12 protein-coding genes are annotated in these 23,012 nt (G+C 36.1%); 2 read left to right on the top strand and 10 right to left on the bottom strand.

From position 1 onward, the window contains the following. Nucleotides 1–22: 22 nt before the first annotated feature. Both AC6CH4_RS11535 and AC6CH4_RS11530 read right to left on the bottom strand, forming a co-directional pair. Complete coding sequence (locus AC6CH4_RS11535) at nt 23–946, bottom strand: FecR family protein (protein ID WP_498103095.1); 924 nt, start codon at nt 944–946, stop codon at nt 23–25. Between the two features lie 83 nt (nt 947–1,029). Continuing rightward, a complete protein-coding gene (locus tag AC6CH4_RS11530; protein WP_498103093.1) occupies nt 1,030–1,554 on the bottom strand; it encodes an RNA polymerase sigma-70 factor in 525 nt (174 codons plus the stop codon). 264 nt (nt 1,555–1,818) lie between these two features. Between AC6CH4_RS11530 and AC6CH4_RS11525 the strand changes: the two genes are divergently transcribed. Then, the gene (locus tag AC6CH4_RS11525; protein ID WP_498103403.1) at nt 1,819–2,880 is read left to right on the top strand and encodes a phosphatidylinositol-specific phospholipase C1-like protein; all 1,062 of its coding nucleotides are present in this window, start codon (nt 1,819–1,821) and stop codon (nt 2,878–2,880) included. A gap of 235 nt (nt 2,881–3,115) precedes the next feature. Here the strand turns inward: AC6CH4_RS11525 and AC6CH4_RS11520 are convergent, their stop codons facing one another. Continuing rightward, the gene (locus tag AC6CH4_RS11520; RefSeq protein WP_498103091.1) at nt 3,116–5,056 is read right to left on the bottom strand and encodes a metallophosphoesterase; all 1,941 of its coding nucleotides are present in this window, start codon (nt 5,054–5,056) and stop codon (nt 3,116–3,118) included. Between the two features lie 370 nt (nt 5,057–5,426). On the opposite strand from AC6CH4_RS11520, the gene AC6CH4_RS11515 reads away from it, so the two are divergent. Continuing rightward, a complete protein-coding gene (locus tag AC6CH4_RS11515; protein ID WP_498103089.1) occupies nt 5,427–5,801 on the top strand; it encodes a YdeI/OmpD-associated family protein in 375 nt (124 codons plus the stop codon). Between the two features lie 195 nt (nt 5,802–5,996). Here AC6CH4_RS11515 and AC6CH4_RS11510 read toward each other — a convergent pair whose 3' ends face one another. The 7 genes from AC6CH4_RS11510 to AC6CH4_RS11480 form a co-directional block, all read right to left on the bottom strand. Then, complete coding sequence (locus tag AC6CH4_RS11510) at nt 5,997–8,879, bottom strand: RICIN domain-containing protein (RefSeq protein ID WP_498103087.1); 2,883 nt, start codon at nt 8,877–8,879, stop codon at nt 5,997–5,999. 313 nt (nt 8,880–9,192) lie between these two features. Next, entirely contained in the window at nt 9,193–10,830 is a 1,638-nt protein-coding gene (locus AC6CH4_RS11505) for a glycosyl hydrolase family 18 protein (protein WP_498103085.1), read from the bottom strand. Nucleotides 10,831–11,018: 188 nt separating this feature from the next. Beyond that, entirely contained in the window at nt 11,019–13,691 is a 2,673-nt protein-coding gene (locus AC6CH4_RS11500) for a beta-1,3-glucanase family protein (protein WP_498103083.1), read from the bottom strand. 117 nt (nt 13,692–13,808) lie between these two features. Then, nucleotides 13,809–17,696, bottom strand: a complete 3,888-nt coding sequence (locus tag AC6CH4_RS11495) for a family 16 glycosylhydrolase (RefSeq protein ID WP_498103081.1) — start codon at nt 17,694–17,696, stop codon at nt 13,809–13,811. Nucleotides 17,697–18,319: 623 nt separating this feature from the next. After that, nucleotides 18,320–21,250, bottom strand: coding sequence for a triple tyrosine motif-containing protein (locus AC6CH4_RS11490; protein WP_498103079.1), 2,931 nt, complete (start codon nt 21,248–21,250; stop codon nt 18,320–18,322). A gap of 411 nt (nt 21,251–21,661) precedes the next feature. Then, a complete protein-coding gene (locus tag AC6CH4_RS11485) occupies nt 21,662–22,300 on the bottom strand; it encodes an HAD family hydrolase (RefSeq protein ID WP_498103077.1) in 639 nt (212 codons plus the stop codon). A 78-nt stretch (nt 22,301–22,378) separates the two neighbouring features. Beyond that, nucleotides 22,379–22,843 (bottom strand): NUDIX hydrolase, encoded by a 465-nt coding sequence (locus AC6CH4_RS11480; RefSeq protein WP_498103075.1) that lies wholly within the window; start codon nt 22,841–22,843, stop codon nt 22,379–22,381. Nucleotides 22,844–23,012: the final 169 nt, after the last annotated feature.

Below are 23,012 nucleotides of genomic sequence, written 5' to 3'. Positions count from 1 at the left end.
TCAGCAACTGCTTTTTTGTTTTTTAATCCACTTTTACTATTTCGTCATAAACTTTAAATTTTAGGTTTGTGATATAATTTATTTGTTCTAAAACATTCTCTAATGATGCGTCCTTCTTAATGAACACCGTCAACGGCGTTGCTAATACTTTTTCATTATCATATTGAAATGAAACTCCGTACTTATATTGTAAAATCGTGATAACATGCTTAAGAGTTGTCTGATTTAGCGTAACATCAGTGTTATACCAATTAACCAAAAATGATTTGTTAGCCAGTTGTTTGGTCAGTTTTTGAGATTCAAACAAAGCTTCTTCATTCGGAACCAAATCAACACTGTGCCCTTTTGAAGTAACATTTACTTTTCCGGTTACGACAATCACTTCGCATTTTGATTTTGATAACTGAATGTGGAAAGAAGTCCCAACCACTCTTGTTTTAATTTCGCCTGAAGTAATGATAAAAGGATGTTTTTTGTCTTTGGCCACTTCAAAAAATGCATTTCCTTTTAATAGCGAAACCTGTCTTTCATTTCCCTGAAATTTTTCAGGATATTGAAATATAGAATTTGCTGCCAGATAAATTTTCGAGCCATCATTTAATTGGATAGATTTGGGGGTATCTAAAGTTTTAAATGTTAAGCGCTTTTCAACTGAAAAACCTGGTTTGAAAAAGAATCCCAAACCAACAAGAAAAAGAATACTGGCAGCGGCCATGTATTTTAAATAAGGATTGAAGCTTCTCTTCTTTCCTATTCTAAGTTGAATTCCTTCATATATATGTTGCGAAACTTCAGCGGGATTTCCCATTTCAACTTCATTCCATTTTGAATTTTGATATTGGTCAAAAGCAAAATCATTTAATAGATTTTCTTCTGCTATTGAAGTTTTATTTCGTGAACTTTTATCTATAAGATGTTCTAAACTATGTTTAATTCTTTTTATCATACTACTTATTATTACAAGTAAGTACCAGAATCATAAAATCGTACTATTGAGAAATATTATGAAAACATCAACTGAAAGTTATCTTAAAACTTTTGATGCAAAATAACGTATGGAGCCAGCCAGGCCAAGTCTTTTAAGCCTTCACGAAGTTGTTTTAACGCAGATGAAATTTGATTTTTAACCGTTTGTTTCGAAATACCAAGCTCATCAGCAATCATATCGATTGACATATCCTGAAATTTATACATCAACAAAACTTCTTTACGCTTCTCCGGAAGTTTATCTAATAAAGAATAAAGTGAATCCATTAATTCAGGATCGATTGAAGCGAAATTATCAATAATATAATCTTCAAACTGATCTTCCAGAATGGTCTTGTCAAACCTGTTATTTTGATAATGTTTGAAAACCTGATTTTTTACAGCGCGAAATAAATAAGGTTCAATCGCATTAATATTCAGATCATCTTTTCGTTCCCACAAATCAATAAAAACATCCTGAACGATGTTCTGCGCCAAGTCTTTATCCTGAGTCATCGTATACGAAAACGCGTTGAGCTTTTTCCAGTATTCGGTATACGTTTGTTCAAAAATTTCAGGAGTATTCATAGCTGCATTTGGTAGTATTTGTTGATGTAAATTAATAAAATCTTATACCAAAGTTTTTTGTCTGAAGGTTAACTTTAAATTAAATAATGAATTCTTTTGCTGTATAAATACTACTATTTTAAAGCAAAAATGACAATCGGTTTGCTATTTCTTTTTCTTAATCTAACATGAAATTCAAAATTTTCTATTAATTTAGTTATGGATAAAAAAGTATTCTCTTTTGATGCGTCCCCTAATCTGGAAACACTTTTTATACCTTACATCATGAAACAAATTCTCTTCACCTTATTTCTTGCCGGCGCTATAAACAACAGCGTTCAGGCACAAAATGACAATCTAAAAATCAATCAAATTCAGGTAATTGGTTCTCATAACAGTTACCGTCAGGCGATTGAAACTGATCTATACAATATCATTCAGGCCAAAGACACAAGCCGTTCCTTAAAAGGTCTGCAATACACTCATATTTCCATTACCGACCAGTTAAATAAAGGTTTAAGAAATCTTGAAATTGATGTTCAGGGTGATGCTAAAGGCGGAAAATATGCACATCCAAAAGGTTTAGACATCACAAAATCTGAAAAACCTTATGACCCGAATGGAGAAATGAAAAAACCGGGTTTTAAAGTTTTTCATATGATCGATATCGATTTTAGAACATCCTGTTATACGCTTCAAAATTGCCTTGCAGAATTAAAAAAATGGTCTGATGCCAATCCCGATCACGTTCCGGTTTTTATTACTTTGGAGCCAAAAGATGACGATAGCCACTTAGGTACAAAAGCAGAGAAATTTACACCTGAATTATTTGACGCTTTAGACAAGGAACTTAGAAAAGGTTTAGGAGATAAAGTAATCACGCCAGACATGGTTCGTGGAAAATATAAAACACTTGAAGAAGCAGTTTTGAACAACAATTGGCCAACACTGAAAAAAGCAAAAGGTAAATTCTTGTTTATTTTGGATAACAACGGAGCAAAAAGAGATTTGTATGCTTTGAATCATCCTTCACTTAAAGGGCGTGCCGTTTTCATCAATGCTGAACCTGGAAAACCGGAAGCAGCAACTTTATTCAGAAATAATTCTGAAGATCCTCAAATTGCAGATTTAGTTAAAAAAGGCTATATCATCAGAACCAGAGCTGATTCAGATACTAAGGAAGCTCGTAAAAATGATTATTCACACTTCGAAGCTGCTAAAAAATCAGGCGCACAAATTATAACGACCGATTATTATTTGCCAAGTACGTTTTTTAATTCTCCTTATCAGGTTAAATATGATGATGGGACTTATGTGAGAGTTGATCCGGTTAATGGAACAAACTAAAGTATTGTGGATAATGGCCCGCGGATGACACGGATTTAGGCGGATTTTTTTTAATCATAACAAACACAAAGTATGTCATTGCGAGGAACGAAGCAACCGCACTAACAAGAATACGCAAAGTTTGACATAACAAATGAAATGTGGTTGCTTCGTTCCTCGCAATGACATAAAATGAGAATAAAAAAACCAGCGCAAATTCGCCTAAATCCGTGTCATCCGTGTGCCATTCTCATTTCTATTTAGCAATAATCTCCCCAGTTTTCAAATCAACAGTAAAATGATCTGCCGGGACTTCGTGCATGAATTTATTGAAGATGATCAAAAACAATCGCATCTGGTTTTGCAGCGGTTTTTCTTTTAAAGTATCGGCTGCATGATTTTCAAAAAACAACTGAGACAAGATTTTATACTGTTTCGCTCTTGCAGTTCCAACATCGGCTAAAGCCAATTCATCGGCACTTCTAAAACGATAAAAATCAACCAGTAAATCATAGCCAGTCCAGTTAAAATCTTCTTTTTTGAGTTTGTTTTCCTTTAAATATTGAGCCGATTTTACTTTTGCTTCCTCCCATTCTTTCTGAAATCTTTCTTTGTTTTTCAAAACTTTATCAAAATCACTATCCGATTGGACGCTTGCTAAAACCAATAAATCCTGCGCAGAAAGTTTCAGGAAAAAATCTTTAAAATTGGATGGCCAATCGTCTGATAAAAAACGCAAACGAACTAGTTCCTTCAAATGGAAATCGGTAAAATCATGATAGTTTTTGGTTTTCAGAATATTGATATTCCAAATATCTTTTGTCTGCTGAGTTTGCAGAAACTGATATTCCATTTTATACAAATCAAAAAGTTCATCGTAACGCGGAACATTATCAATTGTGATGGTTTGAATATCAACTACATTCTCTTTTTTAATCGTCAATAATTTATAAGCGGGAATGTAAGCAGCCAAAGACGGCGTTTGAATATTCACCAAAGTATTGCCTTTTTCCGTTGTGCGAATTCCGGTATCATTGATGTGCATATGTCCTCCAAAGTGAATTTTCAATCCGGCATCAGCAAAAGTCTTGGCAACTTCTTCCACCGGAACTCTGTTCAACTGCCATTTGTTTGGTCCAAGCAGTGCTTTTATTTCCGCGGAAGCGTCATCATTAAAATCAATCATCGGAAAATGACTGAAAGCGATTAAAGTTTTGCCTTGTTTTTTGGCTTCCGCTGAAATATCCTGAACCCATTTTATAAGATGTTTTTTATTCGACAGCACATTATTATAACCTGTACTCGCTTCTGAATAATTCTTAGGATCTTTTGGATCGCCATCATTTTTCTTCGGGATATAAACGTTCCCATCAATCGCCATTAACCAAAGTCCATCGATTGGTTCAACGACATAACTCACATCCGGAACTTCATAACCCGGCGTTACATTATAAACTCGGTTTGGCAATAAAGCAGCTTCAGAAGCTTTTTCAAAACTATAATTTTGGCTGTTATAAGTAGAAAACGGTGTTGCCCAGAATTTGTATTTTTTATTCGGATAAAAACCAAAATCTTTTAATCCGTCTGTGATTCCTAAATAACCCATTTTGGCAATATCGGCTGTTACAATTACAGGCTGTTCGGTACTTAAATTGGGCTTATAAAGGCCGTCTTTGCTATAAATGGGCTGGCTTTTTCCGTCTTTTCCAAGAAAATCTTCCTTACCGGAATCTTGTGCAAAAGGTCCAACGGGATCGTGATTTCCTGTTGTAATAAAAAACTCTATATTATATTTTTTGCTGTATTGCTCTAAAATTTTTTCTAAACCACGAACGTGAATAGGCTGACCGTCATCAGTATAATCTCCGGGAAGTGCTACGTATTTTATTTTTCGTTTTGCGATATCTTCCAAAGCGGCTATAAACGCGAAATAATTTTCATTGAAAATTCGGGTCGAATGCAATTGCGAGGCCATCGTTCGCAGTAAAACATATTGACCGGTTTTCGGATTTAAAACTCCTTTATAATCATTATCTGAAAAGCTTCCGAATAAATCCTGTAGATGCACATCAGATAAAAAAGCGATTTGAGTGCCGTTAAGATTCTTAGGGTTTTGGGCTGAAATAGTAACATTGAAAAAAATAAAAAACAATATGAAAAATCTGTTTTTATTTAGAATAATATATTTAAAATTCATCGATTAAGTTTTATAAATGGGGATCTGCAATTTTATAGATTAATAGGTGAAAAGTCTTTAACTTATTGTTATCGAATAATAATTTTTAGTGCTTAATTATTTAACCGCAGGGTTCGCTAAGATTTTACGCAATGTTCGCAAAGCTTTGTCAATCCCAGCTTTGCGAACTTTTGCGTTTGTAAACACAATCAAAATAAAATCCTTGCCCCCTTTGCAGTAAAAAAACTTAGCGGCTAAATTTTATTGACAAAGCTTTGCGAACTTTTGACATTTGTAAGCACAATCAAAATCAAATCCTCGCGAACTTTGCGGTAAAAAACCTCTGCGGTTAAATTTTTCATTAAATTTATATCAGTAATTCGGATAAATTATGGAAACAAAAGACGGAAAATTAGCTATCTACGCCCAAACCAGAAAAGAATGGCGCAACTGGCTGCAGCAAAATTCTCAAACAGAGAAATCAGTCTGGTTGATTTTATACCACAAAAAAAGTAAAGTCGAAAGCATCAATTTAAATGATGCAACTGAAGAAGCTTTGTGTTTTGGCTGGATCGATAGTTTGTGTAAAAAACGGGATTTTGAAAGTTTCTATCTGACTTTTACACCCAGAAATCCGAAGAAAAGTAAATGGAGCCAGCCTAATAAAGACCGAGTAGCAAAAATGATCGAACAGGGTTTAATGACCGAACATGGACAGCTTATGATTGATCTGGCAAAAGAAAATGGAAAATGGGAATCAATATAAAAACGCAATTCTATGCGCATTCAAACCAGACAGGTTTTAAAAGCCTGTCGGATTTACAAACGCAAAAGCAACTATTTGATCAATTACGTCATGAAAAAATTATACCATAATAAAAAGGCTGTCATTTCTGACAGCCTTCACTACATTAAAACCTTAAAATTAATGTATCTAAATCATTATGGCGAATGATTAGGATTATTTTTTAATGAAACGCTTAATCGTCTTCTCTCCATCCTTCTCAAAAACAACTAAATAAATTCCCTGTCTCAAATTCGAAACATTCAAACTATTGTCATTTATTTTTTGAGATAAAACTATATTTCCTGTTTGAGAATCAACAACATTCAGATTTCCTCCCGAAACATCTTTTGTAAAGAATAACGTTTCTGAAACCGGATTTGGGTATACATTAAATACAACATCAGTTGGCTTTTCTTCTTCAATAATAGATGAAGTTTCGCGGGTTATGGCAGCTGCACCAATTTTGGTAATTTTAATCCAGTTGATGTTCATACCCGTATTTTGAATGTAGATTCCAAAATTGTACGTTCCGGCATTCACACTTACAGTTTGCGAAACCGTTTGCCAGTTTTGCCAGCCTCCTGTATTAGGTATATCAACATTTCCTAAAATAATAGTTCCTCCATTTAAATCAGATGATAATCTGCCACCCGTTACTTCACTTGCTACTCTGTATTCAATTAAATAAGAACCAGTCGTTGGAAAATTGATGTTATTGTACGCAATCCAATCGCCTGTTTCGGTGTAACCAACGTTTGATCCTCCTCCGGTATCTGTTGTCACTTCTACCTGAATTCCACTCATAGCAGAATAATCTTCGGCCTGAATTAAAGTTGAAGTTTGGGCAGTTGTGGTGGAGATTAATTTCCATTGTCCGCAAGTCTGTCCATTATCCTGCCATTGTTGTACATTTGCACCGTTTGTCGTGCTAGCTCCTGCAACTTCAACCAGTTTACCGCTGTGTCTGGCAATAATCTTATAAAATCCATCACCAGCTGCAAATAAAATAAATTGTTGATTGGTGGTTCCGTTGTACGGATATTGTTCCACATTGGCTCCATTATCTTTATTATAATTATTTACATCTAATGACAGACCGCTATGATTGGCAATAATTTTATATAGACCATCGCCTAAATGGGTGAAAGTATATTTTTGGTTGTTTCCTGTATTGACAGTTCCCTGTGCCACATTGGCTCCGTTTGCTAAACTGGCATTCCATACATCCATATTTAAGCCACTGTTTCTGTTTTGCAAATAGAAAGTCTGATTTCCTAAAGTGGTGACTCCATTGGCTAGAATTCGAATCGAACTTACTTTATCATTCCACGTTGTATTTAAACACGAATTATCAGAATTAATTACAGTCGAAGCTCCGGTAAAATTATCATCCTGATATAAAATCGCCTGAAAACCCTGTGTAATTTTAAGTGACGAAATATCATCATTTAAGATTCCCAAAGAGTTTAAACGTGCAAGATTATAATCACCAATTGTCAATCCGCCCGAAAATCCGGTGTAATTGCAATCTTTGTAAGCCGTAATTACATCAGTTGAAGGGGCTATATTTCCTCCCGGTGGAATCGTTCCGGTTATCGAATAACTTCCGATAGAACCATAAGCCGAATATCCACCGTAACCGGCACTTCCTGCTCCGTTGCCGTCAACACCGACAAAATATTTTCCGGCAGGCAAATTCACATTCATAGAAGCGTTCAAAGCAAACGGATCTGAATTCCAATAGGTTCCCATTTCTGCTCCGGCCGAATTATACAATCGGAGCAAAAGATGCAGGTTTCCGTCTCTTGAAACCGTATTGGCATTTATAGAGACATTTCCACCACCAGTTGTAAACGTAAAGAAGTCATAATCTGCTTCACTTGAAATAATTCCGTTTTTCTGATTAATTGCGCCGCTTGCATTATAGTCTAAAGTGGCTGCAGAAGCAATAGTATTTCCGTAATCATCGCCTCTGTATCCCACTCCGAATTTAGCACTTGCGATAGTGGCAACATCATCTTGTTTGTTATTGGAATAGTCATATTCTCCTTTACTCCATTGTACAACAGGCCTGTAATAACCCGCTCCCATAATAGGTGCCCAAGAAGTATTGTTTATCCCGACAAAATAATCCTCTTTGGGAGTCGTACGGCCATCATGACCCAGATCGAAAGTATGACCAACTTCATGCGCTGAGGCATCTCCACCCGATTTACCCGAAGTAATAAATACCCAACAAGGTACATCATTGTCCCAATTGAAAGAACCAATATAAGCGACACCTCCTGCTCCCGGAGCTGCAGTATTGGTTGGAGTTACCACCACGCGCATTCTTCTGTTTCTTGGATACGAATTAAAAACGGCTTCACTTGTCGTAACGTTTAAATTAAAAGGTCGGTAATCTTCTGAAACTACTTCCCAATGTTGTTGTACATCGGCATCACTCATTCCGGATGGCGCTGCGTTGATAGCATTTCCGTTATTCCACAGATTTCCTGCCGGCATATTATAACCGTCAAAATCCAACATCACACAACCTGCTGCGCCCGGTAAACTTTGTAAGTTCAATAAAGCGGGTGCAATTGCAGCAGCAACAGCAGTTTTATTGGTTGTTTTTTTAGTGTTTTCAGGGATATCATCAAAATTGATACAAACGATCGTATTGATATCCACTTTAGAAACATAAGCATATCCCTGAGCGTCTGAATAATATTTGAAGGCTTCTTTGGTTTTCTTTAAAATAATATGGCCTTCCAGTTTTTTCTCTATCACTTTGACAAAAAAAGAAGATTCGGGAACGTCTTTGATTTCTCCAATCAGGAATTCGCTAGACGCATTTGATTCTTTATAATTGATTTTTCCTTTAAAGTTTTTTGAATTTTCGACCTGAAGCAAAATGGTCTTTTCTATACCTTTTGAGGTTGTACTAGTGACCAGTTCCTGCTTTAAAGTATTCATAAAAGTTTTGGTTGAACCTAAAGAAGTCTGTGCAATTGCAAAACTGCTAAAAGCCAGAAATAGAAATAAGCTTAACCGAAATTTGTAATTGGTTTTCATATGTAAGGTAGGATTTGGGGGTTAAAAGGATTGCAATCTTATTTGCCTAAATTTAACCGCAAAGGGCGCTAAGATTTACGCAAGGTTCGCAAAGTGTTTATTGATAAAACTTTGCGAACTTTGTGTTTTCTGAGCGCAAACTAAGAAAAAAATCTTTGTGAACTTTGCGGTTAATGAATTGAAGTGATTTAACCGCAAAGGGCGCTAAGATTTACGCAAGGTTTGCAAAGTGTTTATTGACAAAGCTTTGCGAACTTTGTGTTTTCTGAGCGCTAACTAAGACAAAAATCTTTGCGAACTTTGCGGTTAAGATCTATTTTTTAATAAAACGTCTCACTGTTTTTATTCCGTCTTTCTCAACTAAAACCAGATATATTCCTGATTTTAAACCCGAAACATCAAGACTGTTGTTACTGATTTTTTGTACCGAAACTGTATCACCTCCCTGAGAATTAATAACACTCACATTGGCACCAGAAACTTCAGCAGTAAAGAAAATAGTGCTTTCTGTAGGGTTTGGATAAATAGTCAGACTTTCGATTTTTTCTTCAGTAGCGGTATCTGTTAAAGCTGATTTTGCTGCCAAACCTGAAGCCGCTTTTGTAATTCTAAACCAGTTTAAATTCACACCTGAACTCTGAATATAGATTCCGAAGTTATACGTTCCGGCATTTACATTCACCGTTTGAGTGATGGTCTGCCAGTTTTGCCATCCTCCTGTATTAGGGACATTTACAGCACCAAGCTGAATTGTTCCTGCACTTAAATCTGATGATAATCTGGCTCCGGAAACAGCACTTGCTACTCTGTATTCAATTACATAATTACCAGAAGTTGGAAAATTGATATTGTAATACGCCATCCAATCACCTGTATCTGCGTAACCTACGTTTAGACCTCCTCCAGTATCTGTAGTACCTTCAGTTTGAACACCACTCATTGTGGAATAATTTTCTGCCTGAATTAAAGTTCCGCCCGTTGGTGGCTGGCTTCCCGTAATAACCTGATTTACGGCTGTTAATAGTGATTTAGAACCAACCGCATCCTGAGATAATTCCCAAATCATAACACCACCTGCATTTTGAATCGCAAAAGTTGTTTTTGCTTTGATGGTTGGAATTCCGTTATAATAAATAGTATTTCCGACCTGATCAACATTTTCTGCTCCGGGATATTGTGCTACGATATTAGCATAAGAAATTCCCTGATTGGCTGAAGCTCCAAAACCATATCCGTAAAAAGGTAATCCAATAATGGCTTTACTGGCTGGTAATCCTCTTCCTGTCCAGTAATTAAACTGATTAACCGCCATACTGTATGGAGAATGCTGTCCCGGACTTCCCGGTTGCCAAGGTCCTGTTGCATCATACGCCATGATATTAATCCAGTCATAAGCTGCAAAAGTAGATGCAGGTACATTGGCGCCACCATATCCTTCTGAAAGTGCTGCTGAAATCAATTTGCCATTGGCATGCAATTTATTCGCCAAAGCAATTACAAATCCGCCGTAATCGCTATTAATTGCCGGGCCTTCAAGATCTACATCGATTCCATCAAAATTATGAGCTACAACGTAATCATATAATTTTTGAATAAAAGCAGTTCTGTTTGCCGGTGTAATCAGATTAAAATAATTGTCACGAATGGCACCGCCTTCAGAAACTGAACCTCCTCCAAGAGAAACAAAAACCTTAATATTTTGTGCATGTGCAGCATTAATAATGGAGTTACTTCCTGAATTGAAAGTCAGATATCCATTGGCATCCGGATTTTCAAACGCAATATTAATGTGCGTTAATTTACTGTACTGAATAGTGCTTGAAAAAGCATTCAAATCGATCCAGTTGGGAATGTAAGCTATAACTTTTTTTTGGGCAATTGCTAAATTAAAAACACCCAATGCCAAAATGATCATCCATTTTAGCTGCATTGTTTTGTAATTGTTTTTCATAGTAATTTGTTTTAATAGATTAAGGGATTAATAAATGAAACTTTAGATTTTAGTCCCGGGACTTCGGGATAGATTTTAGATGGAATTTGATATCTGACTACTTGATACCAAATTCCACTTACTTCATTTAAATTTCAGGGCAAATAAATCTGAGATTTGAAATCGAAGTCTAAAATCTGTTTTTAAAACTATTTTTTTATAAAGCGCTTGATCGTCTGTTTGCCTTCCTTTTCAAAAACAATCAAATAGATGCCTTTTCTTAATTGCGAAACATCGATACCATTATTATTGCCTTTTTGAGTTGAAACAACTGCTCCGGTTTGTGAATCCACTATTTTTATGTTTTCTCCTGAAATATCTGTTGTAACAAAAAGTGTATTTTCAACCGGACTTGGATAAACATTTAAAACTGTTTCGGCTGGAGTTTCTTCTTCAACTGGAGCTAAAGCCGTTTTAGCAGCTAAACCAGCACCAACTTTTGTAATTTTTATCCAGTTGATGTTCATTCCGGTATTCTGAATGTAGATTCCGAAATTGTAGGTTCCGGCATTCACATTTACTGTTTGGGAAACCGTTTGCCAGTTTTGCCATCCTCCTGTATTTGGAATATCAACAGAACCCAAAACAATAGTTCCGCCATTTAAGTCAGATGATAATTTTCCTCCTGCAACAGCACTAGCCACTCTGTATTCGATTAAATAAGAACCGGTAGTTGGGAAATTTATGCTGTTATAAGCTATCCAGTCACCCGTTTCAGTATAACCTACATTCGAACCTCCTCCTGAATCTGTGGTAGCTTCCACCTGAATTCCGCTCATGGCAGAATAATCTTCAGCCTGAATTAAAACAGAGGTTTGTGAGGTTGTGGCCGGAACTAATTTCCATTGTGCGCAAGTCTGACCGTTATCCTGCCATTGCTGAACATTGGCACCATTGGTTGTGCTTGCACCTGCAACTTCTATCAATTTGCCACTGTGTCTGGCTACGATTTTATAAAAGCCATCGCCAGTAGCAACCAATATAAATTGCTGATTTGGAGTAGCATTGTATGGATATTGCTCTACATTGGCACCATTATCTTTATTAAAGTTATTTACGTCTAAAGATTGTCCGCTGTGGTTGGCGATAATTTTATACATACCGTTACCCAAATGCGTAAATGTAAATTTTTGATTATTTCCTGTATTTACCGTTCCTTGTGCAACATTCGCTCCGTTAGCTAAACTTGCATTCCAGACATCCATATTCAAATTACTGTTTCTGTTTTGTAAAAAGAAAGTCTGATTTCCTAAAGTAGTCGTTCCGTTAGCAAGAATTCTGATAGAAGTTACTTTGTCATTCCACGTTGTATTCAGACAAGAATTATCAGCATTAATTACGGTCGAAGTTCCGCTAAAATTATCATCCTGATACAAAATCGCCTGAAAACCTTTTGCGACTTTCAACGAAGAAATATCATCATTTAAAACACCCAAAGTATTCAAACGCGCCAGATTATAATCACCAATAGTCAATCCGCCAGAAAATCCGGTGTAATTACAATCTTTATAAACCGTAATCACATCTGTTGTAGCCGGTACTGAAGGAACTGATCCTGCATATCCTCCAAAAACAGCAATTACTTTTGTAGGTTGTGGAGAATGAAGCGATGGCGATTGATCTGCCACATCATCATAAGCAAATCCGTACGCCAGATTATCAACGCTAATGCCTGGCAAATGCCAAAATTTAGAATAATGATTCGTTGGATTTACCTGATAGAATTTTGAAGCATCGTACCAGTTTTGCTGTCCCGGATTGGCAGTAGTTGTATTTACAACATGTCTGTTAATAGCAGCCGTTAATTGTGCCTGAATCACAAGATCTAAATCTCCATCGACCAATCTTCTGTCCAGAACTCCTTTTCCTTCAAGCGCTTCCTGAGTCGAAGGTCGGTTTTGTACACGACCCGTACGGCCTGTAAAACCTCCCGATTGTCCAACCATTTCCAGTTGTTCTCCAATCACTCTTCCTTTAAAGACCCCGGCATCTCCGGCATAAAAAATTAAATCTTCATTTTTATATTTGTTCCAAATGGCATCAATATAAGATTTTAGGTAATTCGCCTGAGGTCCTACAGAAGTTCCTCCAGTTCCATCTGCGAAAGCAGGCGTTTTTGATGGCGCGGTGATTTCTCCCGTTGCATCATTAACGCAGCCCTGAAATTCTGATGGCACATTGGCTTTAAAAGCCGCCACAATATCAGCGTGTTTTTTTAATTCACCGACTCTTTTTTGATAGCCGTTTGCTCCAAACAACTCCAATCCCATCGGATATTTATACGAATCAACTCTTGAAGGATTTCCGAAGAAACCGTATTGATTATTAGTCAATTCGATAATTTCATACAAAATTCCCTGATTCGGATCGGTTGCATTCAAAGGATTCGGAGAAGTATAACCTGAAGGCGCACCACTTGCTCCAAAAAAGTAAAAATACAGCTGTTGTCCTTTGGCAATAAAAACTCTACAGCCTGCAATTTGTGGCAGCGTAAAAGTCTTATTCGGAATCTCACTCAACTTGGTAAAACAATTAGCATATTTTGAATTTTGTCCCGGACCGGTATTCCCTCCAATTGTTGGTCCTGTAACCGTATTATAAGACGAACTCATTGGTAAAACCTGACTCGTTTTGGCATTTACCCAAACGTGATTTCCGGTAGTGTAATCAATACCTACAATAGCGACATACAATTCGTTGTCGTTAAAGGTGGAGGTATTGCTAATGGTAAACGGTATAGGTCCCTGACCATACGTAAAATTCGATAGTAATGCGAACAGCATTACGGCAACAAAGGTTTTTAGTAATTTAAAATTTCTCATTCTTCATTCATTTTTAGTTAATAAATTGGTTTTTAATTAATTAGTAATAATGAGAAAATATTTATGCGTAAAAGCCGGGTGTAACTATTTAGGATCATTACACCCAGCCTGTTTTAATTATTGCTTGATCAGTTTTTTAGACCAGCTTTTTTGATCCGATTTGAAATTCAGAATATAAATTCCTCTTTTTAATTGGCTAATGTCAATCTGACTTTCATTCACATCATCATCCAGTTTTTTATCTAGCAGCAATGTTCCTGAATCACTGTGAATTGTGATTACTTTATTGTCTAATTTTTCAGGTATTGAAAGTTGGATATAATTGGTTGCCGGGTTTGGATACATCACAAATTCTGTTGCCGTCACCTGAGTATCTTCGATAATAATTGCAGCTTTTTTCGCTGTGGAAGCAGATCCGTAAGCTTCAATTTCGAATAGCGAATATCCGTATGGAGTCAAGGCTTTTGTGTTGCATAAAATTCGGATATATCTTCCTGTTCCGCTTACTGCCAAATCATCTGTTCCTCCATCGCTGGCGGTTTGTGTGTTTATGGTTTCATTTTCTGTGAAAACATTATCTGTAGAAAGCTGTATTTTATATTGAGTTGCAAAAGCGGCTTCCCATTTTAAGACTACTCGATTGATGTTGTAATTGCTTCCCAGATCCACATAAATCCATTCGCTTGTATTAGCAAAACTGCTCGCCCAACGTGTTCCTGCATCTCCGTCTGTAGCTTTCGCCGAAGAATAAGTAGCATTTTCTTCTGTAGAAGCTGTAGTTGTTTTTGCTAAAGCTAAATTGGTATTGGTTGGAACACTAATATTTCGAACAATAACATCACTGAAAACTCCTGTTGTCAAAGTTCCATTTGCATGGGATGTTACAGCCATACCTACATAAATAGTACTTGCCATGGCAATCGTTCTTGGCGTACCAAGTTGTGTCCAGGTTGTTCCGTTATCTGAAGTGTAAGAAGTAAATACATTTCCAGCTCTTACGATACGAATCCATTTTGGAGCCGTACCAGCCGCTACCGTAGCAGTTGTGATTCCCGAAACAGCATCTCTTGACAAAAACTCTACACCTGCCGCTGCACTTACGTCGGTCATGGCATGTTTAGAAGTTGATGTAAGCGTTTCACGGAACATTACTCCGGCTTTTGCGTATGTATTGGTGTTGGTTAATGAATTTACTTTGGCGATAATTTCAGCATCGCCTGTAATCGGTTGGTTTACAAATTGAAATTGATCACTTGTTTCCCAAATATCATTTCCTGAACCTTTGATAGTAAAAGTTCCGCTGGCGTGAGTCGCTTCTCCGGGCGGAGTTACGGCACCTAAATCGGTACTCACCCACGGCGCTGGCAAAGTTGCCGGTGGATTTTCTGTAGAAACTAAATTTAAAGCTCTAAGATTATCAAAATAATAGGTATTTCCTGAGCTTGTTCCCGGTTCTAACAAGAAAACAAAACGATTTACTTCGCTGTCTAATGTCGATGCATCTGGCGAACTTGCATACGTAAAAGTAACCGTGTGCCAGGCATTACTTTGTTTTACAACACCCTGATAAATACTATGTCTTCCGGCAGGATAATTGGACGGAATCGAAGCGTTGCTTTCTGCCTGCCAGGAAATTATAGATCCAACCGGTGCAGAAGTATACACATCCATCGCAAACTTTTTGGTTCCGCCTTTGAAATCTCCGATGTTTGTTAAAGTGGTATTGAACGAGAAGTTATCATACAATTCCGTTGCTTTTCTAACATATTTTCCAACGTTTGAAGACGTGTTAATTCCGCTTGCGTTTGGATTTGCCGTGTTTGGCGTATAAGTTCCGATAGCATCTCTAAACGTAATATTGTGTGTGTTTTGGTAATCTTCATAAACTACTCCTGGCGTAAAAGTATCCGGAAGTTTGGTAGAACCAATTCTGATGTTATCAAAATAATAGGTATCACTGGTATAAGAACCTGAGTTGGCTAAAATAACCATTTGGTTAATGGCTAAATTTGAAGTTCCTGCATCCGGACTTGAATTATAATAAAAAGTCAGTGTTTCCCATTGATTTTGTTTGGTGGTAATCGCAACATAGTTACTGTTTCGTCCTGTTGGAAAATTTGCAGGAAGCGATGTCGCACTATTTTCTAAATTCAAACTCACAACGGTTCCAATTGGTGCCGAAGTATACACATCAATCATAATTTTATTGGTCTGATTTTTCAGTAAACCTGCATCTTCAATGGTACTTTGTGTGTTGAAGAAAAGTACGTCATATTGCTCGGTTACATTTCGAACATATCTCGCCACATTTGCTGATGAGTTAACCGAATTTGCTCCCGGATTTGCTACTACTGAATAAGTTCCGGTTGTAGTTCCTTTGATAATTTTATTAATACCGTCATAGTTTTGCAAAACATCAGTTGCAATAATTGGTTTTTCGGGTGCTGCTTTTGTGAGCAGATTATCGAAATAATAGGTTGCGCCCGAATTCGAATTCGATTCAAAAAGAAATACCACATTATTGATCGTCAAGGCACTTGTATTTGGGTCGATGACTTTTTCAAATTCAAATTCAATGGTTTCCCATTTGTTTTGTACCGTTGTCGTGGCTTTGTAACCGCTATGTCTTCCTAACGGAAAATTGGTTGCCGTTGTCACCAGACTATTTTCCAGTTGCATAGAAATCTTTGTACCAACAGGTGCTGAAGTATAAATATCAAAAGAAAGTTTTTTTCTTCCGTATACATAATCGTTTGCATTGCTGATCACTATATTTTTAATATTCAAAACATCATACAATTCAGAGGCATTACGAACATATCTCCCTACTGAAGCAGAAGTATTAATTCCAGTAGCTGATGGATTTGCAACAGCTTCTGTCAAAACACCCGTTTTGTTTCCGTATACGATATTTCGGTTCGATTGAAAATCTTCATGGATTTTCTCTACCGGCAGAGGAGCTTCTGTTGTAATGGCTAATTTATAAGTATTAGCAGCACAGCCCGAAACTGTTGTAGCTACAGCAACATCTCCCCCAGTTGTTCCCCAGTTAACGGTAATGGTGTTTGTCCCTTGTCCTGAAGTAATTGTCGCTCCCGCAGGAACTGTCCAGTTGTACGTTCCACCTGCGATTGCATTTATAGAATAGGTTTTACCGGTTTCATTATGATACACTTTTGCATCACCCAAAACACCATACGAAAAACTTCCGCTGTAAACGCGAACGTAATCCACTTGTAATTTTGCTGGAAAATCAGCCGGAATTGGCTCCACTCCTACACCGTTTACACTTGTATAAGGCGTTCCTAAACTACCAACAGCCAGATTTAAAATGATATAAAACTGCTGATCGTTAAATGGCCATCCGCCGTTTACAGTTGTATTTGGTGTAGCGGTATGAAATAAATTTCCATCAATAAACCATTTGATGATATTGGGTCCCCATTCTACAGCATAAACGTGAAATTCAGTCGACAAATCAGTTGGCGATGAATAACTTCTGCCTGTATAATGATATCCTCCTCCGTCGTAATGAATGGTTCCATCAATAGATTTTGGATTTCTGTGCTTGGCTTCCATGATGTCAATTTCACCTGTAAAAGGCCAATTGGCTGTACCGGCAGGTAACATCCAGAAGGCAGGCCACGCTCCCATTCCGGAAGATAATTTCATACGGGCTTCAATTCTTCCGTATTTAACGGCATATTTCCCTTCCGTTGTCAGTTTTGCAGAGGAATATGGCTGTTGCGGGAATGATGCATTTGGTTCGTACTTCGCCTGAATATTTAGATAACTGTTTGTCCCTTCCTTTACAATCGTCGCCTGATTAGGATCGTAACGCTGTGCCTCCGCATTTCCAAATCCGCAAAGCGAAGGACAGCCGTTTCCGGAAATACTTTGCCATTTGGTTAAATCTACAGTTGTTCCGTTAAATTCATCAGACCAAATTAAAGTGTTGCATTGGGCATGAAGTTTTAGAAAAGGTGTAAGAAAAAATAGTATCAAGATGATACACCTTTTTAAAAAATAATAATTGCTTCCCGGTGGTCGGCCGAAAAAAGAGTCTTTTTGTTTCATTATTTGTAGTTTTTTTTTAGTAAAGCTTATTAACACAATAAATCTTCTATTTTTTGAAAAACAGATACATATTGTATTAATAAGATGACAATATTAACAAATAAACTACCCACAATGTTAATTTTTGGCTACGGTTTGACTACGGTGTTTATAAAAAAATGTAATAAACAGCTTTCAAAAAACGTAAAACTACTTAGGAATTTACTGATAGGAAAAACTTGCTTGTGCCCTGAGTTTAAACAGATCTGGCATGGATTTTATTTGTAAGAATTTACGAAAAATTAAAAATTGAGAATTAAAAATTAAAAATCTCCTAGATCTGCGTGAAAAAATATAACTAGATAAAAAATCTGCTTAAATCTTTTTAAAATCTGCGTGAAAAAATTAAACACATAGAAACATAGTTTTCATATATTAAAAAAGCATTTCACTTGCATCAAAACACATAGCTATGTGTGAGAAACTAGTTTCTTTTAACTTGCTTTTTTGTTAATTACTAACTATAAAATCTATGTTCCTATGTGTTTAAATAAATTTTACGAATGACACATCTAAAAATTAAGAATAAACTCTGTAATGTTAGCATCTGACGGAAGTTGCAATTTCTTGCGAATACGGTAACGGGTATCTTCAACGCCTCTTACGGAGATTCCTAAAAGTGGGGCGATTTCTTTGGTGTTGAAATTCATTCTCAGATAAGCACACAATCTCATATCTCGAGGCGTCAGTTCCGGGAAGCTTGTTTTCAATCTTTGCATAAAATTATCATGAAGCTGATTGAAGATTTCTTCAAACTCATTCCAATGCTGATCACCTTGCAATTCGTGATCGATGATTCGGTTTATTTTAGTTAACAAACTGAAATTAGTATTGGAATCATTTTTCTTATCAATCTGACCAATAAGCTCTTTAATCGAAAGCAGAATTTTATTTAAATGGATAAGATTCACCGTATTCGAAGCCACTTTTGCATTTTTAAGATTGATAGTAGCTTCGAGGTTATCACGCATTATGGCCATATTTTCCTGTTCCAGGGTTAATTTCTGTTCATTTAATTCGGCACGATTTCTTAAAAGTTCTTTTTCCTGATTCAGTATTAATTGTTGACGATCGCGTTCTGCCAGATTTTTTTGGTATTTGATAATGGCATAAATCAAAACCCCAAAAAGGACCAAATACAAAATATAAGCCCACGTGGTTCTGTACCATGGGGATAAAACTTCGAATTTAAAAACTGCTTCTTCACTTACAACATCATAAATATTTTTTGCTCTTACGTGAAAAACATATTCATTTTCAGGCAAATTCGTATATTCTTTTTCTGTCTGAAGGCTCCATTCTGACCATTTGGGTTCAAAACCTTCCAGCCAATATTCGTATTTCGTTGCATCGGCTTCATCATAACAAAGTGAGGCAAACGAAAAATGCAGGGCGTTATTCGAATAGGCTAAATCGGGGCAAAATACTTTCTCATCTGATTTTATATTTGTCGGAAGTACATCATATCTGCTTGAAAATAATAGACTGTCTTTCGGAAAAATGCATTTAACCTCTGAAATAACCGCTTTATATTTAAACTGATAACTTTTAGTTTTCATCTTATTATAATGAATCAAACCATCCTGAGTTCCAAAAAACACATCACCGCTTGTTGTGGTTTGAATATTTTCGAAACCTGGCACATATAAATATCTTAATTTTCTAAAAGGCAATTCTTCTGCTTCAAAATTTCCTCCTGCTTTTTGACTCAATTTTCCGGTATTTTCTCCAGAAACGTACCAGATATTATTTTGATGATCCTCTTTTAGTAAACGAATATGGCTTTGCATTCCTAGATATTTTCTGAAAATAGGATCCGGTATCATTTTGTTTTGAACGGAATTTTGTTTGTAAACTCCTTTTGTTGTTCCAAAAAGTATTTGGTTATTTATTTTGAAAGTATTCAAAAACAAACTCGACGGAAAACCAGCTTCCTGATTGTAAAACTGAATATTTGAAACGGTATCAAAGGTTTTATTGAATTTTAGTTTGTAAATTCCTTTATAGCCGTGAGCGATCCAGATATTTCCTGCTGCATCCGTTTCAATTACCCGACTGCTTTCTTCAAATCCTTTTATTTTATGTTGAAAGACCCAGGAATTATTTATTTTTTTTAATAAATATAATCCGTTATAACCGCCAACTAATAATAAATCAGCATGATTCGGAACAATCACACCTTGCCAGGCGCCATCTGTTTTGGCTAATAATTGAGCCGAATTGCCTTTTATTTCGAAGATTCCATTTTTTTCAAAAGCCAAAAGCGAATTCCCAAAAACGCCAATATTCCATACATTTTCAGACATTCCGGAAATATGCTGAAAATGTACACTTTTATGCTGATCCTTTTTGTAATCTTCCCAATCCATCCAAAAAGCACCATTGTCTGTGGCTATGTAGAGTTTGTTTTGATAGATTTTACTACAATATATTTTGGTTTCAGAATTTGAAACATCCACTATTTTGGATAAAGGAGATGAGATCTGAATCAATGAAATTCCTTCTTTAAAAGTCACCCACAAATTACCCGCAACATCTACTTTCAGATTGGTAACATATTCATTCTGCAGACCCATTTGTTTATTTATGTGCTGCATCAGATTTCCTGCACTATCCAGAACTATCAATCCCGATTGACGCGTCCCGATTCCGAAATATCCATCAGAAAGTAAAATAGCTGTTGATATTTGGTTTTGTTTAAGTAAAGCATCAACTTTAGTAACAAAAGGTTTTAGTTCGTTTTTTTTGTATGTGAAAAGCCCGCTTTTTTGTGTAAGAAGTACCAAACCGTCTTTTGTATCAAAGATTTTCCTGATCTTCAATCCGATAAATTGCATGCTATCAGGAATGGTAATCAAATCATCATTTTCCAGTTTCAATAAACCTTTGGCATTATCTGAAACATAGATTGCTTTGTTGGTATCAAAAAATTCGTCAAACTTAGCAGCAGATCGTATTACTTTGATTTTGTTTTTCTTATAAATAAAAATCGCTTCATTAGAAAAAAAGATGACTTCATTATTGCGAATAACAGTATGTAAAACATCACCAAAATTTTTGGCCGAAGCGGGAAGTAATTTTACCAGAGAGGTGTATTTATATTGTCCGTTGGGCAACTGCACTGCATAACCAAAATCACCCTGAGCGCCCACATACATTTTATCATTTTTGTCGATGGCAAGAGAGCGAACCATGCTTTTGTTTTCAGGCTGCGTAACGATGCTCCATCGTACGCCATCAAATTGCATGATCCCAAAATGATTCGCAAAAAACATCATGCCTTTTGAATCCTGTACAAGATCACAGTTTTCTGAAGCTGCTTTATACGTTTTCGGATTGTAATTAGTGATAAAGGGGACTCCAATTTTCTTAATTTGGGCATTAATAATTGGAGGTAAAAGAGGTATTGCCAGAACTAAAATTCTAATTATAAATTTCGTCATTTTGTTTCTTTCTGTAGGTTAGTTTTGTGGTGTTTTAGAACCACAATCTAAAAATTAGCTCTTGGGGAAAAGTCAATTTTCAGGCAAAAAGAAATTATTTAATCAAGGCTTTTGTAGTAACAATTTGGCAATTTAAAGCGCTAAAAAAATGAATCTCTATAATCAAATATATAAAAATTTATTTTAGTGTAACAAATTGCATTTTAATTAGATAATTTGAGAATTAGATAATTAGATAATGTGGCAATTAGAAAATTAGATAATTTTTAGCGCAATCTTGTCATCCTGACGGAGGAAGGATCACACACGTAACTCTACAAAGATTGGCGATTTTGATTGAGGAGCTTCTAGTGTGATCCTTCCTCCGGATGACAAACTATCACAACCTAAAACTTTAAACCTGAAACAAAACTATATCCCAAGCAAATCAATTAATTCTTCGTAGGTATGAAAGAGAATCGCTCCTTCATTTTCTAAGTCTTCGTTGTTGTATCCGTTGGCAAAACCGTATACTTTAAACCCGCCGCTAATTCCGGCTTTTACTCCTGCTTTGCTGTCTTCCAGAACAATACAATCTTTAACCTCAAAACCCATTTCTTTTGCAGCAAACAAAAATATTCCCGGTTCTGGTTTCCAGCTTTTTATTTGGTAGGAACTGAATATTTTACCTTCAAATTTGTTTAATAAACCTGCTACTTCTAAATTTAATCTGATTTTTTCAACGGGACCACTCGAAGCTACACAGTACGGAATTTTTAATTTTTCAATAAATTCGAGAACACCTTCCATGGGTTTGACTTGTGTTTTGAAAGCTTCAAAGCTTTTTTCCCGGTATTCATTCTCAAAACTATCCGGAAGTTTTTTATCGATTGCAGTTTCTATATGCTGAAAGCATTCTTTTAAATTACGACCATTAAAATCGCGATACGCATCTTCAATTTTCATTTCAAAACCATGTTCTGCCGCCATCGAAAGCAGAATGCCATTCCCTATTTTTTCTGTATCTACAAGAACGCCATCACAATCGAAAATAATACCCTTAACTTCCATACTTTATTATTACATTTTTAATTATCCTATTGACAGGAAATGTAAATTACAAAATTATTTTTATAAAGTTACCGGGATTTAAAGTGAAGTTGAAATTTTTGAAATAATCTGAATTATAAAATCAGCCTGAGCAGGATTAATTTTTTTCAGGGCTTCTGCAGTTTGAAACCATTCTGCTTTATCAATTTCAGGAAAGCTTTTCATACTTCCTGATTTTGGCGGCCATTCCATTTCGAATTCATTACTTTTTACCAAAGTAACATCAATATCAAATTCTACGGCCCAGGCAAAAACTGTTTTTCCTGATTTAAGTTTAACCGATTCGAGTGCGATAAAATCACCATCCACATCAAAACCGGTTTCCTCCTGAAACTCGCGTCTTGCAGCATCAAGCGGATCTTCATCAGGTGTAAATTCACCTTTAGGAATAGACCAGCTTTCCAAATCCTTATTTTTCCAGAAGGGCCCACCGGGATGCACCAATAAAAAATAAATAGTGCAATCTATAAACTTATAGAGTAATATGCCAGCGCTTTGTTTCATAGTAATGGTATTGATTTCTAGTTATAAAGATACTATTTTAGAAGAAATTTCTCTATTTAAAATATTTTAATAATCAGCTTCCTGTACATATTTGCCCTCATTCTGTACTTGTGTTCAAAAATTGATTCGTAAATTTAAACTTTCGTGATGACAAACATAAAACAAGAAA

It is taken from the genome of Flavobacterium sp. GQ95 (assembly GCF_059758655.1).
Note: the sequence above shows the minus strand (reverse complement) of the source record. Positions and strands in the feature narration are given on the sequence as shown.